Raw genomic sequence first — 14,920 nt, 5'->3', positions numbered from 1 at the left:
TGCGCCGGCAGTCATACCATTAGTTCTAGTCATTTTGACTATAACTAGTTTTCTCGTCCCTACAGCAAAGAAGCGGGGTGAATACCGTGTACGCCACCTCCGCCAATGTCGCAGAGCGCAGGCTCGCGCCGCCGTCGTTGGCCATATCGACGGTGATCTTCGCCCTCCGCCCGAGTGAAAGCTCCGGCCGGCCCACGCTGTGGCTGCCGCTGGTGCGCCGCATCCGCGAACCGTTCAAAGACATGTGGGCACTGCCCGGCGGCCCCCTGCAGCACGACGAATCCCTCCAGGATGCCGCGTCCCGGAACCTGCGCGAGACCACCGGGCTGGCTCCCCAATACCTCGAGCAGCTCTACGCCTTCGGCGGCCTGCACCGCTCACCGGCGCAAAGGGTCGTCTCAATCGTCTACTGGGCCCTCGTGCAGCCCACGGAAGCCGCCCTGGCCGACGAATCCGAGAACGTCCGTTGGTTCCGGGCAGACCGGCTCGCGGAATTGGCCTTCGATCACAACGCGATCGTGGACTACGCCCTGTGGCGGCTGCGCAACAAGATGGCCTACGGGTCCATCGCCTATCACTTGCTGGGAGAATTCTTCACCCTGGCACAGGTCCGCGAAGTCTACGAGGCTGTCCTGGACCGTCAGCTGGATCCGGCAAACTTCCGCCGGCAAATCAAGGGAGCACCGGAAATCGAGGAAACCGGTGAATACCTCCAAGGCGGAAAACACCGCCCGCCCCGCCTCTACCGCTTCACCGGCACGCCCGGACTCGGGCCAGACAACAGGAGTACACCATGAGCAGCGTCAACACGGCTATCCAGCTGATCACGCGGGAAGAAGCCGAAAGCGGCCGTTCCGCGGCCGGCTCGACGTGCAGCCCCGCTCTGGCCAAGGGCCCGTGGGAGTACGACCTCGCTGAAGCCCTCGCCGGCATCCCGGCTTACGGTCCCGGCGCGTCCAGCTCCGATGACGCCCCGGAGGCCACGCCCCGCCAAGGCCAGTTGCCCGAAGAGTACAAGTTGGCCAGCGACGCCGAGCTCGACGCCCGGATCCGCGCCGCCAAGGAGACGCTGGGGGACCGGGCGGTCATCCTGGGCCACTTCTACCAGCGCGACGAAGTTGTGCAGTACGCGGATTTCGTGGGCGACTCCTTCCAGCTCGCCAACGCTGCCCTGACCAGGCCCGACGCCGAGGCCATCATCTTCTGCGGCGTGCACTTCATGGCCGAGACTGCGGACATCCTGTCCAGCGAGGACCAGGCCGTGATCCTGCCGAACCTGGCCGCCGGCTGCTCCATGGCGGACATGGCCGACGAGGACTCGGTGGAGGAATGCTGGGAACAGCTTGAGGAGCTCTTCGGGACCGCCCCCGATTCCGAAGGCCGTGCCCCGGTCATCCCGGTTACCTACATGAACTCCTCGGCCGCATTGAAGGCCTTCTGCGGCCGCAACGGCGGCATCGTCTGCACGTCCTCCAATGCCAAGACGGTCCTCGAATGGGCCTTCGAACGAGGCCAGCGGGTCCTCTTCTTCCCTGACCAGCACCTGGGCCGCAACACCGCCAAGGCCCTCGGAGTGCCCCTGGAGCAGATGCCCATGTGGAACCCGCGCAAGGAGTTCGGCGGAAACGACGAGCAAACCCTGCTGGATTCCCGCGTCATCCTCTGGCACGGCTTCTGCTCCGTCCACAAGCGCTTCAACGTGGGCCAGATCGAGAAGGCGCGCGCCGAATTCCCGGGCGTGAACGTCATTGTGCACCCCGAGTGCCCCATGGAGGTTGTCGACGCGGCCGACGGTGCAGGCTCCACCGACTTCATCAAGAAGGCCATCGCCGCCGCAACCGAGCCCACCACCTTCGCGATCGGTACCGAGATCAACATGGTGAACCGCCTGGCCGCGGAGAACCCGCAGCACACCATCTTCTGCCTCGACCCGGTGATCTGCCCTTGCTCCACGATGTACCGCATCCACCCCGGCTACCTCGCCTGGGTACTCGAGGAACTGGTGGAAGGCCGCGTGGTCAACCGCATCACGGTAGACGACTCCGTCAAGGACAACGCCAAGATCGCCCTCGAACGCATGCTCGCAGCACGGCCGCTCTAGGCCACACCCCGTACCAACCAGTCGAATCGAGCCTCACATGACTGCAGAACGCATTTCCGGCGCTCCGGCGCGGCGGCTCGTCGTCGTCGGAAGCGGCATCGCCGGCCTTTACTCCGCGCTGCTGGCCGCCGAGGCCGGTGCGGACGTCGTCCTGCTCAGCAAGGGGGCGCTTGCGGACAGCAACACCTTCTTTGCCCAAGGCGGGATTTCGGCTGTGCTGGACGAGCCTGCCCCCGGCGATACCGTCGCCGCGCACATCGCGGACACCCTCAAAGCCGGCGCGGGCCACTGCAACCAGGAGGCCGTGCGGGTGCTGTGCACCGAAGCGCGCCTCGACATCATGGGGCTCGAGCGTTTCGGTGTCCGTTTCGACGCGGACGACGACGGCGATCCCGCCTTGGGACTCGAAGCCGCCCACTCCGCGCCAAGGATCCTGCACACCGGCGGAGACGCCACCGGTGCCGGGGTCGCGAACGCGCTCATCCTGGCGGTCCTTGACGCGCAGGACGCCGGGAAAATCCAGGTGCTCGGACATGCCCAAGCTACTTCCCTGATCCAGTCCGAGGGGCGTGTGACAGGCGTCGAATTTTTGCGCAACGGCCGCCTTGGTATCGTATCCGGTGATGCCGTGCTGCTCGCCACCGGCGGGGCGGGGCAGCTGTTCGCCCAGACCACCAATCCCTCGGTCGCAACGGCCGACGGACTCGCGCTCGCATGGCGGGCAGGCGCCGAACTCGCAGACCTCGAGTTCTTCCAGTTCCACCCCACGAGCATGGTCCTCTCCGCTGCCGGAGGACTAGCTCCCCTCGGCGCAGATCCGCTCCTCATTTCCGAAGCGGTCCGCGGCGAAGGCGCCATCCTGGTGGACGCGAACGGCGAGCGATTCATGCCTGTCTACCACCCTGACGCCGAACTGGCGCCGCGCGACGTCGTCTCCCGCAGCATCGCCCTTCACCTCGCTTCCCTTGGTGATCCCAATGGCCACGTCTTCCTTGACGCCCGGGTCGTGGAAGCGAACAAGGGGGAGGGCTTCCTTGGGAAGCGCTTCCCCACGCTCAGCGCACGGACCCGTGAGGCCGGCCTCGACTGGACCCTCGAGCCCGTTCCGGTTGCCCCTGCCGCCCACTACTGGATGGGAGGAGTAGTCACCGATCTTTTCGGCCGTACTTCCGTTCCTGGGCTGCTTGCGGCCGGTGAAGTAGCGTGTACCGGGGTCCAAGGCGCGAACCGTTTGGCCAGCAACTCCTTGCTCGAAGGGCTGGTGTTCGGGCGGCGGGCTGTTGAGGGGTTTCTCGGCGAGGTGTCGCCCAAAGGCGCCCGATCGCAAAACGGCATTCCTCGGCGTGCTAATCCCCACGATCTCCCTAGCCTCGCAAGCTCGGCCAGGGAACCCGGATCGTGTGGGCCCACGGCCGCGGGCGGCCTCGCTTTTACGCACGCTGCCGGAACACCGTTCCGCGAGTTGGAGGCTGGCAGTCCTGCGCCCCGGCGGGATTTTGAGACGGAGTCCAGCACGAGTCCCTTCTCACGAACCGCGCTTCGTCGGCTTATGACTGCCAAGGCGGGGGTTCTCCGGACCGGGGGGTTGCTCCGGGAGGCTGCCGAGGCACTCGACGCTTGGGGCGACGTCGTACGCCCTGAAGCGGTTCCTGATTCCGCGGATCCGCGCGTGCACGAGGATGCTAATTTGCTCCTGGCTGCGCAGTTGTTGGTGCGGGCTGCGGGGGCGCGCCGGGGGTCGCTCGGGGCGCATTACCGGAGTGACGCGGCTGAAACCCAACGCGAAGAAATTGTTCAGAGATACACGATCCGTCGGAAAGCGAGCCTCGTCAATGACTAGCCTGACCCTCCCCGCAGCACCCGTCCGGGACATTCTGGAGCGGGCCTTCGCGGAGGACGCGCCGAGCGGCGACATCACCTCGCAGCTGCTCATTCCCGCCGAGGCCCGCGCCATCGCCGTCCTCAACGCCCGGGTTCCAGGGGTCTTCAGCGGCGGAACGGTGTTCCGTGACGCCATGCTGCTCATCGATCCGGACACCGAAGTGGAGCTGTTGCTCGCGGATGGCGAAGCGTTCGACGCCGGAACCCACCTCGCGCGGGTCAGTGGCCGCGCCCGCTCGGTGCTGCTCGCCGAACGCGTCGGGCTCAACCTGGCCCAGCGCATGAGCGCCATTGCCACCAAGACCGCGGAGTTCGTCAAGCTGGTCGATGGCACCAAGGCCCGCATTACAGACACGCGGAAAACCACCCCCGGGCTGCGGGTGCTCGAACGCTACGCCGTGCGCTGCGGCGGGGGAGCCAACCACCGTTACAGCCTGTCCGACGCCGTTCTGGCCAAGGACAACCACCTGGCCGTGATGACCGGCGGCGATTCCGCGAAACTCACTGCACTGCTCAAGGCCGCCAAAGCCCAGCTGGGCCACACCACACACTTCGAAGTGGAAGTGGACCGGGCCGAGCAGATCGAACCCGTGCTGGCGGCCGGTGTCGACACGATCATGCTGGACAACTTTTCCCTTGAGGAGCTCCGTGCCGGCGTGAGGCAGGTGGCTGGCCGCGCCGTCGTCGAGGCGAGCGGAAACGTCAACGTCAACACCGTGGCGGACATCGCCGCCGCGGGAGTCGATGTCATTTCCATCGGCGGACTCACGCACAGCGTCAACGCGCTGGACCTGGGCCTGGACGTGACGCTCGACGTGGCACCGGACCGATCCCTGGCTCTCGGCTGACGCCATGATCTTCCTCGACGCCGCGGCGACGACACCCGTCCGCAGGGAAGTCCTCGAAGCGATGTGGCCGTACCTGACGGGGGAGTTCGGCAATCCTTCAAGTCATCACAGCCTCGGCGAAGCAGCTGCGAACGCGTTGTCCGGGGCCCGCGCGGCGGTAGCGAAGGCCCTGGGTTGCCGGCCCGGGGAGATCACTTTCACTTCCGGCGGCACCGAGGCAGACAACCTGGCAGTGAAAGGAATCGCCCTTGCGAGGCGGGCGGCGGATCCTGCCCTGAACCGCGTTGTCATCAGCGCGATAGAGCATCCCGCCGTCGAGGAATCCGCGCTCTACCTGCAACGCGTCCATGGGTTCGAGGTGGACGTGGTCCCCGTGGACCGGCACGGTGTGGTGACGGCGGAGGCGCTCCGGGCTGTGTTGGGTCCTGCGACAGCCCTCGTCAGCATCATGTATGCGAACAACGAGATCGGGACCGTGCAGCCCGTGCGCCAACTCGCGGAGGTGGCTGCGGAACATGGCGTGCCGTTCCATACGGACGCCGTCCAAGCTGCCGGCTGGCTACCCATAGGCGTCAAGGAACTGGGAGTAGACGCCATGAGTATCTCGGGCCACAAGCTCGGCGCGCCCAAGGGCAGCGGCGTGCTCTATGCCAAAGGCAGGTTGCGCCTTGAGCCGCTGGTCCATGGCGGCGGCCAGGAGCGGGGCAGGCGCTCCGGGACGGAAAACGTGGCGGGGGCTGTTGCGCTGGCCACGGCACTGACTCTTGCACAAGCCGGACAGTCCGTACTGGCCGGGCGCGTCTCGGAGTTGCGGGATGCCTTCATCCGCGCTGTCCTTGAGGCTGTGCCTGGTGCAGTGCTGACCGGCCACCCCTCGCAGCGCTTGCCCTCGGTTGCGTCCTTCTGCTTCCCCGGCACGAGCGGGGAGTCGGTCTTGCTTGAGCTTGAGCGGCTCGGGGTGGTGTGCTCAAGCGGATCGGCCTGCGCCGCTGGATCCGACGCTCCCTCGCCCGTCCTGCTGGCCTTGGGAATCGAGCCCGAGGTGGCCCATACGGCTGTCCGTTTCAGCTTCGACTCCACGGTGACGTCAGCGGAACTGGAGCAAGCCGCGGAAGCCGTGGCTGCCGCCGTCGGGAGCGTGCAGGGGCTCGGTCGCCGCTGACCGCCCCCACCCCAACTAGCTCGCATTTGTTGTCGTTTAGACGGCTCAAAACGACAACAAATGCGAGCTAGTTGGGAATCAAACGTGGCGGGCCCGGCGGAAAATCCAATGCCGCAGCATGGTGAACCGCACGGCCGTCGCGACGAATCCGGACAGCGTGGTGGTCCAGAGGTCTTCGGCAAGGGTGGCTTCGGGCCGCAACGCATGCAGCACGCCCAAGCTCCCGCCCGTGATGACCAGCGCGACGGCGATCACGATCAGTCCGTTCAGGTGGTCCCGGGTCATCTTCCGGTTGCCGGTGATCTTGAAGGTGAGCCGCCGGTTCAGGGCCGTATTCATGAGCGAAGTGATGATCAGTGCTCCGGCGTTGGCAGGTTGGGGTCCCATCCACGGCCGGAACAGCGCATACAGCGCCAGCGAGGTGACGGTGCAGATGATCCCGACGCCGGTGAAACGGATGAGCTGCCTGACCACCGGATAGCGCAGCACGCCTTTGCGGCGATTGCTTGTCTTTGGCCTGGAAAGGGACGTCTGCCGCGTCTCAATTGCCGGCACGGCAGGAGGCTCCATGGCTCAAGCCTTTCATATCTAGCTGGGAAATTTCTCCCAAGATGCTGCAATTACGGGGTTGCTGAGCTCTCCGATGCCCTCGATGCGGCAAGTCACGAGGTCTCCGGGTTCGATCCTGGCGCACTCGGCCGGGAAGCCGGTGAGGACCAGGTCGCCGGGGTGCAAGGTCATGAACGACGTGAGGTAGACAAGGATTTCGTCTACCTTCCAGCCGAGGTCCGCGGTGCTGGCGGTGCGCAATTCCCGGCCGTTGTGCACGATGCCGATTGAAAGATCGCCGTCGTTGAGATCCGTGACGATCCACGGGCCAGCGGGGGTGAAGGTGTCCTGGCTTTTTGCGCTGATCCACAGTTCGTCGGTCTGCTGCAGGTCCCTCGCCGAGACGTCGTTGCCGATCGTGAAACCGAGGATGGCGTCGCGCGCGGTGTCGAGCGTGAGCCTGCGGACCTTGCGTCCGACGACGACGGTCAGTTCCGCTTCGGGGTCCACGTAGCCGACGTCCGAGGCGAGTTCGATGGCGTCACCCGGTCCGACGACGCTTGTGGCGGCCTTGTGGAACGCCTGGGCGGGCAAATCCCGGCCGGGCTGGCCGGTGTTGTGCGCCATGCCGAAGACATTGGCCGGAACAGATGGCGCCAGGAACGTGAACGCGTCCTCGGAAACTTCGGAGCCTCCAACCCAGCCGGGCCGCCCGGCGCTGCTGCGGTTTGCAGGGGAGCCCGGGAACGGGCTGTCCACCACGGTCCAGCTCCGGCCTTCCGCGGAGGCGAAGTCGACGGCGTCGTTCGCGACGAAGAAGTGTTCGTCCGGTGAGGCGGGGGAGAGCGGGCGGACGCGGGCGATCCGGCGGGCACGGGAGGAAGTCATGAAGACATCCTACGTCCTTCGGCCTCATGAGGCCGTCCCATTTAGACCGGCAGGTAGAGCTCCCCCACCGGGATGTCCGCGGCCAGGCGATTCGCCGGCCCGGCCAAGGGGCAGGCCCAGGCCTCGTTGTAGGCGCAGGACGGGTTGTAGGCGAAATTGAAGTCGAGGACGAACTCCTGCTGCCCGGTTCCGCGAAGGCCGTGGAAAGCGCCCTTGATCGTGTCCAGCAAATACCGGCCCGCGCCGTAGCTTCCTCCGGGTTTGCCGGCTGTCGCATCGCGGAAGGGCACGAAGATGCCGCCGCCATAGCTCCGCAGGCGCCACACGGCCAGCGAGCCAAGCTCGTCGAGGTCAAAGGTGCCGAGGCGGACAAACGGCACCACCCCGTCGGTACCGGTCCGGACGTTCATCTCCTGGCCCGCGCCCTCCGGCGAAAGGGCGGCATAGCGGCGGAACCGGGAATCGTAGTCCGCAGTGCGCAAGCCCGAGAAAGCCTGCTTGCTGGCGGGAGTCAGCGCCGAGGCCGGGTGGGTTCCGAACATGCGGTCCCGCTCCTGGCGCCAGTACACATGGGCCTGGAAGGGATCGTCCAACGCGATCTTGCGCACGTCGTCGTACATGGCGAACGTCCGCAAACGCCAGTCCGCGATGTCCACGGCGGAGATGTCCGCCACATTGTTTTCGTCCTCATCAAGCAGATCGGGAGCCATGCGTCCAGCCTAGTCCTACGATGCGGGCCCAAGCGGCGCCGGAGTCCGTCTGCCGGTTTCGCACATGCGAAACGCCGCCCCGGACGGGCAGCCGGCCGGCTCAGCGCCGCTAGGCTGGTGCGCATGAGAGCAAAGCGGATCCCGTTGAAGTTTTCAGTCTCCGTCCTGGGTGCGCTCATCGTGGTCGCCGCGGCTGGCTGCAGTTCCCAGGGCGCGGGCGGGCCGGTCTGGACGGCCGGGTCCAACAGCGCGGCACCCGGGAGCGGGTCGCCGTCGGGCTCCGGTACAGCCCCGCCGTCGGCCGGTTCCACTGCTTCGGGAAGCCCCTCCGCGGGAAGCACGGCGACGGCCGGGGCCACGGCCGCGGCGTGGAAGACGTACTCCGACGCAGCCAAGAAGGTCAGCTTCGATCTTCCGACAGACTGGATTGCGCAATCGGTCACGCCCGACGCCGGCTCCATGCCAGGCGCGCTGAAGATCGAGGTCAAAGACGCCAAGGGCGGGTATTTGGCGACGCTTCATACCGGGCTGCCCTCGGCCAGTCCGGCCGACTGCAATCCGGCCGCCAAGCGCCCCTACACGGTGGTCAGCAGCGTGCCCATTGACCTGCCCCACGCGGACGGCGATTCCATGATCCCGCCGCACGTGGTGTTCCGGGTCATCCAGGGCTACAAATTCTTCGGTTCGTACGGCATCACCAACCTGGTGGCCGGAACTGACGGCCAGGCCTGCCAGCTGCGGAACCTTGTGGTGGGGCCCGCCGGAAAGGGCAATTACTACTTCGGGGACATGCCCGCCGTGCATGCCTTCGCCACCGACGAAGTGGTTGCTCCGGCGAAGTCCTTCGATACCTTGGACCAAGCGGCCAAGTATGTTGACCAGAGTTCGGAATTCGCCAATGTCCAGCGGATGCTATTGTCTCTGAAGGTCAATCTGTAGAACCACGGTTGACAGACATTCGTCGGCGCCAACTCAGCCTCATTAGTGGGTTGTCCAGCCGCAACACTCCGGAGATCCATGGAACGCAACGTTGCTGCCCAGCTCGTTTTCAAGACCGTAGCCAATACCAAGGTGGCGATGGCAATAGCCGTGGCCAGCAATCCTGGCTACGAATCGTTGACCGAAGAGCTGTCAGTCACGGTGGAAGGCGAAGCTGTACCGCTGACTGAGCTGGCGGACCATCACGGCGGACGCTTCCACTACATGGAGTTCGCCGAACCCAGCGAGGTCACGGTTGATTACCGTGCCTCGGTGGAAGGCCTCGGTCTCCCCGATGAGTCCTCCCGGATGGAGCTCATCCGCTATGTCCGGCCCAGCCGTTATGCCGAGTCCGATCGGCTCCTTCCGACGTCGTATGCCGAGTTCGGCGGGCTGCATGGCGAGGAGCTGTTGCAGGCCGTCCGGAACTGGGTCCACGACGAACTCCGGTACGTCAGTGGTTCCTCGCGCGGGACGGACGGTGCGGTGGAAACGCTCCTGCACCGCAAGGGCGTGTGCCGCGACTTCGCGCACCTTGCCATTGCCCTCCTGCGCTCCAAGGACATTCCTGCGCGACTCGCCGCTGTGTATGCGCCCGGCCTGAGCCCCATGGACTTCCATGCCGTGGCCGAGGCACACCTCGACGGCACGTGGTACGTCATCGATCCCACCGGCCTGGCTCCGCGCGAATCCATGCTTCGCATCACAGCCGGACGCGATTCCTCGGACACGGCGTTCCTCTCCACGGTGGGCGGCAGCCTGTCGTTGAAGAGCTTGAAAGTCACCGCGGTGGTGGCCGACGAGTTGCCGGATGAGGATCCGGCAAAGCTCGTCGTCCTCCGCTAGCCGTCGCGCGCCTACTTGTGCGCGACGAACGCCTGCAGCTTTTCGGTCAGGCGTAGAAGCTCGCGCTGTTCGTCCGCTGTCAGGGCCGGTGCCACGAGTTCCGCGATGTCGCGGATGTGCTCGCGGCCGATCTCCTTCTGCAGTTCCTGCCCGGCCGCGGTCAGCCCGAGCAGGATCCCGCGTCCGTCGTCGGGGGCGATGCTGCGTTCCACGAGTCCGCGCTTCTCCAACCTGTCAACCAGCCGGCTCAGGCTGGATTGGCTGAGCAGGACGTGATCGTTGATCTCGTTCAGGCGCAACTTGCCGGTGGGGCAACGGGACAGAGTGAACAGGACGTCGTACTCCTTGATGGGAAGCTTCTTGAAGGCCGGCCCGGCCTGGAGCCGGCGCATCACCGCCACCTGGGAGCGGAACAAGGACTCCCAGGTCTCAGCGGCGAGGCGCACGGCGGACGAGGTGGGCGCGGTGGTGGTCACGGGTTCCGCCCGGCGGAATCGGCAACCGCCTCACTGGCGGACGCGAGCACGGATGCCGCCACCCGGGATGCATGGGTGGGTGCGCCAGGTACATGGGCCGGCTTGCGGTCCTCGAATTCCTTGCGCAGGACCGGCAGGACTTCCTCGCCGAAGAGGTCCAGTTGTTCCAGGACGGTCTTGAGCGGCAGTCCGGCGTGGTCCACCAGGAACAGCTGGCGCTGGTAATCGCCGAAGTATTCGCGGAACGTCAAGGTCTTTTCGATCACTTCCTGCGGGCTGCCGACGGTCAGCGGCGTCTGGGACGTGAAGTCCTCGAGCGAGGGTCCGTGGCCGTACACCGGGGCGTTGTCGAAGTAGGGGCGGAACTCCTTCACGGCGTCCTGGGAGTTCTTGCGCATGAAGAACTGTCCGCCGAGGCCCACGATGGCCTGGTCGGCGTTGCCGTGGCCATAGTGCTCGTAGCGTTCGCGGTACAGGCCGATCAGCTGCTGGTAGTGCTCCTTGGGCCAGAAGATGTTGTTGGCGAAGAAGCCGTCGCCGTAGTATGCGGCAAGTTCCGCGATCTGCGGGCTGCGGATGGAGCCGTGCCAGACGAAGGGCGCGACGCCGTCGAGCGGGCGGGGCGTGGAGGTGAAGTTCTGCAGCGGGGTGCGGTACTTGCCGCTCCAATTGACGGTGTCCTCGTCCCAGAGGCGGCGCAGCAGGGAGTAGTTCTCCACGGCGAGTTCGATCCCGTCCTGGATGTTCTTGCCAAACCAGGGGTAGACGGGAGCGGTGTTGCCGCGTCCCATGATGAGGTCCACGCGGCCATCCGCCAGGTGCTGGAGCATCGCGAAGTCCTCGGCGATCTTGACCGGATCGTTCGTGGTGATCAGCGTGGTGGACGTCGACAGCGTGATGCGTTCAGTCTGCGCTGCGATGTAGGCAAGCGTGGTGGTGGGGGACGATGAGAAGAAGGGGCGGTTGTGGTGCTCGCCGATCGCATAGACGTCCATGCCGATCTCTTCAACCTTCTTGGCGATCGCCACGGCGGCCTTGATGCGCTCGTTCTCCGTGGGGGTGTGGCCCGTGGTGGGGTCAGTGGTGATGTCGCTGACGCTGAATACGCCGATCTCCATGATGTGCCTTTCTGCCTGCCCGATTGGTGTCCGGGCTCTGCCAACAGTCTATCCCAAAATAGATGCATTTGCATGTATCACTGCCTGCAACAGGGCACAACGCCATTTTGTTCCCGGTGAGCCGCCCTACTCGGCGGGGCTGGAAGCGGACCGGCGGCCTGTGACTTTGGGAGTCATTCCGGTGGTCCAGTCCAGGTGCTCGCCCTCGCCATGGCCGGCGATGCCGTCCTTCACGACGTCGGGGCGTTGCGTGAGCGCCTTGAGCAGCGCCTTCTTCTCCCGCCGGCCTTCGACCAGCTTGTAGAGGACGGGAACAAGGACGAGCGTCAAAGCCGTGGACGACACAAGGCCGCCGATCACGACGATCGCGAGCGGCCGGGAAATGAACCCTCCGCCTCCCGTGAGGCCCAAAGCCATGGGCGTCAGGGCGAATACGGTCGCAAGCGCCGTCATGAGGATCGGGCGTAGCCGCTGCCTGGCGCCGTGGGTGATGGCATCCGCCACGCTCATCCCGGGACTGCCATCGTGTGGTTTGCGGTACTGGTTGATGAGGTCGATCAGGACGATCGCATTGGTCACCACGATTCCCACCAGCATCAGCATGCCGATCAGGGAAGGCAGCCCGAGCGGAACACCCGTGACGAGGAGCAACGCGATGGCGCCGGTCGCCGCGAACGGCACGGACACCAACAGGATGAGGGGCTGGATGAGGGACTTGAACGCCGCCACCATGATGACATAGACGATGGCGACGGCGGCCAGGAGCGCGAGGCCAAGCTGGCTGAACGAGTCCGCCTGCTGCGTCGTGGCGCCACCGATCGTGGCTGTGACGCCTGCCGGCAGCCGCACGGCGGCCAGCCGGTCACTGACTGCCGTGCTGACGGAGCCAAGGTTGGAGCCCGACGGCGTGACGGTCACCTTCGCGGTGCGCTGGCCGTTGCTGCTGGTGATGGATACGGGAGTGTCCACCTGCTCCACCGACGCGATACTGGACAGCGGAACGGGCCCGGCCGGCGTCGGGAGACTGATGGCGCTGACATCGGCAATGCTGCTGAAGTGCGTGCCCTCGCCGATCTGTACCGGGAAGTCCGTGGTGTCGATACGGACAGTTCCTGCGGGGATGGGACTGACCGTGGACGCCAGGACGCCGGCAACTTGTTCTTCGTTGAGCCCGGCTGCGACGGCCTTGGCGCGATCGACCTTAACCTGGACCACAGACTGGCTCGCGTCCAGGTTGGTGGCTACCTCGGCGCTTCCGGGCACGCCGTCCATGGCCTTCGCGACGGCGTCGCTTGCCGTTTTGAGATCCGCTGCGTTGGCGGCGTTGATGGTGATGTCCACGCTGGAAGACGTGCCCAGGCCGCCTTGCTGTGCGCCGACAGTGACCTTCCCGGCAGCCGAGGCGCTGGCGAGCCGGGACCGGACCGTGTCCTGCAGTTTCTGCTGGTCGGCCTTGTCGTCGGTCACCACCGTGAATGTCGAATTGGAAGCCCCGCTTGAGGTGAGTGCGGCGAAGCCCGTTTGGGCGTTGCCCGACGTGACCTGGACATCCTTGATGCCATCGATGCCCCGCAGGACCGATTCCACCTGCGCAGCGGCGGCGCCGGTCTGCTCCAGGCTGGTGCCCGCAGGAAGGACCTGGCGCACGGTCATGCTGTTCTGGCCGGAGTCGCCGAGCAGGTCCGTGGCGAGCAACGGGGACATGGCCGCAGTACCACCCAATACCAGGACAGCGGCCACGATTGTGATGACCGGGTGCTTCTGGGTTGTGGACAGGATGGGCAAATAGCCGCGCTGCAGCCGGCTGCGTTGCTCTGCCTCGTGCGCCCTTGTCCGGGCGTTCTCCGCGGCATGGGCGTCCACGGCCGCGGCAGCGGATGGCGACTTGAGGAACCAGTAAGCCAACACCGGAACGATGGTGAGGGACACGAGCAACGAGGACAACAGGGCGATGGTCACCGTCAGGGCGAAGGGCCGGAACAGTTCGCCTGCCAGGTTGCCCACGAAGGCGATCGGCAGGAAGACGGCAACCGTGGTGAGGGTGGACGCCGTGATGGCACCGGCGACTTCCCGGATGGAATTGAGGATCGCCGCGAGCTTGTGTTCGCCGTAGCTCAGGTGCCGCTTGATGTTCTCGATCACCACGATCGAATCGTCCACCACCCGGCCGATCGCGATGGTCAACGCTCCGAGGGTGAGGATGTTGAGCGAGTAATGGGTCGCCGATATTCCGATGAACGTGATCAGGAGCGACAACGGAATGGACACCGCCGTCACGAGCGTAGAGCGCACGGACATCAGGAAAACGAGGATGACTGCGACTGCGAAGCCAAGTCCAAGGAGGCCTTCAGTGGTGAGGTCCTTGATGGATTTCTCGATGTACGGGGCCTGGTCGAACACCGGCGTGAAGTGCGCATTGGAGCCGAGCTCGGCTTCCATCTGGGGAATGGAATCCTTGACGGCGTGTGAAATGGCGACGGTGTCGCCGTCGGGCTTCTTCGTGATGGACAGGGCCAGCGTCGGTTTACCGTTGGTCCGGGTAATGGATGTTGCGGCGTCGTCCTGGATGCTGACGTCGGCAACGCCGCCGATGGTGGTGCCGGCCTTCGCCCCGGTGAGGGGCAAGCCCTTGATGACGTCGAGGGAGTCCACCGGGCTCCCGATCTGCAGCGAGAGGGTCTTGCCCTGATCCTCGATGGTCCCGGCCGGGACCAGGGTTCCGTTGTTCTTGAGGGCATTCGTGAGCGATTGGACCGTGGCGCCGCTGGCGGCCATCGCCGGGGCTTTGGGCTGGATCAGGATGTGCTGGGTGGCCCCGCCTGTCACGTCAGCGCTGCGGACCCCGTCCAGCTTCTGGAGCCGGGGAACGCTCAAGCGCTGCAGGTCCGTGTTCAACTCGCTGAGAGGCTTGTCCGAAGACACGGCCAAGTACACGATCGGGAAGTCGCTGATGCTGCCGGCGAAAGACTGCGGCTCGACGTCGGCCGGCAGCACACGTTTCGCATTGGAGATGGCCCGATCGATCTGGTTGCGTGCCCGGTCCAGGTTCGAACCGTACGTGAACACCATGGTGATCTGCGAAACACCGTTCCGTGACGTCGACGTTGTCGACTCGAGGCCCTCGACGCTGTTCAGCGCTGTTTCGAGCGGGCGGCTGAGTTGCTTGTCGACAACCTCCGGGGACGCGCCCGGCATGGACGTGATCACCGAGATCTGCGGGAACTCGATCGAGGGAATGAGCTCCTGCTTCAGGGACGACATGGTGATCACGCCGAACACCGCCGCGAAGACGGTGATCAGCGCGATCAATGCCCTGTTCGCCAGTGAAAGCCTTGCCAGACGGAACATTGCACTGTCTCCTGG

13 protein-coding genes are annotated in these 14,920 nt (G+C 65.5%); 7 read left to right on the top strand and 6 right to left on the bottom strand.

Translation table 11 applies throughout. The annotated features are described in order from the left end of the window. Positions 1-86: 86 nt before the first annotated feature. From OIT41_RS12895 to OIT41_RS12875, 5 genes are read left to right on the top strand one after another with little or no spacing between them, the layout of a single operon-like run. Entirely contained in the window at positions 87-797 is a 711-nt protein-coding gene (locus tag OIT41_RS12895) for an NUDIX hydrolase (protein WP_241707528.1), read from the top strand. Then, positions 794-2,101, top strand: a complete 1,308-nt coding sequence (gene nadA / locus OIT41_RS12890) for a quinolinate synthase NadA (protein WP_241707453.1) — start codon at positions 794-796, stop codon at positions 2,099-2,101. The genes OIT41_RS12895 and nadA overlap by 4 nt, the downstream gene beginning before the upstream one ends. 37 nt (positions 2,102-2,138) lie before the next feature. Then, positions 2,139-3,941 (top strand): L-aspartate oxidase, encoded by a 1,803-nt coding sequence (gene nadB, locus OIT41_RS12885; protein ID WP_241707454.1) that lies wholly within the window; start codon positions 2,139-2,141, stop codon positions 3,939-3,941. Then, entirely contained in the window at positions 3,934-4,830 is an 897-nt protein-coding gene (gene nadC / locus OIT41_RS12880; protein ID WP_264636575.1) for a carboxylating nicotinate-nucleotide diphosphorylase, read from the top strand. Before nadB ends, nadC begins: the two co-directional genes overlap by 8 nt. A gap of 4 nt (positions 4,831-4,834) precedes the next feature. Continuing rightward, positions 4,835-5,992, top strand: a complete 1,158-nt coding sequence (locus tag OIT41_RS12875) for a cysteine desulfurase family protein (protein ID WP_264636574.1) — start codon at positions 4,835-4,837, stop codon at positions 5,990-5,992. A gap of 78 nt (positions 5,993-6,070) precedes the next feature. Here the strand turns inward: OIT41_RS12875 and OIT41_RS12870 are convergent, their stop codons facing one another. From OIT41_RS12870 to OIT41_RS12860, 3 genes are read right to left on the bottom strand one after another with little or no spacing between them, the layout of a single operon-like run. Further along, on the bottom strand, positions 6,071-6,562 hold the full coding sequence (locus OIT41_RS12870) for a GtrA family protein (protein ID WP_078108562.1): 492 nt from the start codon (positions 6,560-6,562) through the stop codon (positions 6,071-6,073). 18 nt (positions 6,563-6,580) lie between these two features. After that, positions 6,581-7,429: a fumarylacetoacetate hydrolase family protein gene (locus OIT41_RS12865; RefSeq protein ID WP_264636573.1), complete on the bottom strand. Its 849-nt coding sequence runs from the start codon at positions 7,427-7,429 to the stop codon at positions 6,581-6,583. Positions 7,430-7,470: 41 nt separating this feature from the next. Further along, on the bottom strand, positions 7,471-8,139 hold the full coding sequence (locus OIT41_RS12860; RefSeq protein WP_264636572.1) for a DUF1684 domain-containing protein: 669 nt from the start codon (positions 8,137-8,139) through the stop codon (positions 7,471-7,473). A 123-nt stretch (positions 8,140-8,262) separates the two neighbouring features. Between OIT41_RS12860 and OIT41_RS12855 the strand changes: the two genes are divergently transcribed. Together OIT41_RS12855 and OIT41_RS12850 are read left to right on the top strand one after the other, a co-directional pair. Then, positions 8,263-9,078 carry a hypothetical protein gene (locus OIT41_RS12855; RefSeq protein WP_264636571.1) on the top strand — a complete coding sequence of 272 codons (816 nt, stop codon included), beginning with the start codon at positions 8,263-8,265 and terminating at the stop codon, positions 9,076-9,078. 78 nt (positions 9,079-9,156) lie between these two features. Continuing rightward, positions 9,157-9,963, top strand: a complete 807-nt coding sequence (locus tag OIT41_RS12850) for a transglutaminase-like domain-containing protein (RefSeq protein ID WP_264636570.1) — start codon at positions 9,157-9,159, stop codon at positions 9,961-9,963. Between the two features lie 11 nt (positions 9,964-9,974). Here the strand turns inward: OIT41_RS12850 and OIT41_RS12845 are convergent, their stop codons facing one another. The 3 genes from OIT41_RS12845 to OIT41_RS12835 form a co-directional block, all read right to left on the bottom strand. Further along, positions 9,975-10,439 (bottom strand): MarR family winged helix-turn-helix transcriptional regulator, encoded by a 465-nt coding sequence (locus OIT41_RS12845; RefSeq protein ID WP_078108567.1) that lies wholly within the window; start codon positions 10,437-10,439, stop codon positions 9,975-9,977. Beyond that, on the bottom strand, positions 10,436-11,557 hold the full coding sequence (locus OIT41_RS12840) for an LLM class flavin-dependent oxidoreductase (protein WP_264636569.1): 1,122 nt from the start codon (positions 11,555-11,557) through the stop codon (positions 10,436-10,438). Before OIT41_RS12840 ends, OIT41_RS12845 begins: the two co-directional genes overlap by 4 nt. A 126-nt stretch (positions 11,558-11,683) precedes the next feature. Beyond that, positions 11,684-14,905, bottom strand: coding sequence for an efflux RND transporter permease subunit (locus OIT41_RS12835; protein ID WP_241707464.1), 3,222 nt, complete (start codon positions 14,903-14,905; stop codon positions 11,684-11,686). Positions 14,906-14,920 lie beyond the last annotated feature (15 nt).

Source organism: Arthrobacter sp. YA7-1, assembly GCF_025960325.1.
GTDB classification, from domain to species: domain Bacteria; phylum Actinomycetota; class Actinomycetes; order Actinomycetales; family Micrococcaceae; genus Arthrobacter; species Arthrobacter bambusae_A.
Note: the sequence above shows the minus strand (reverse complement) of the source record. Positions and strands in the feature narration are given on the sequence as shown.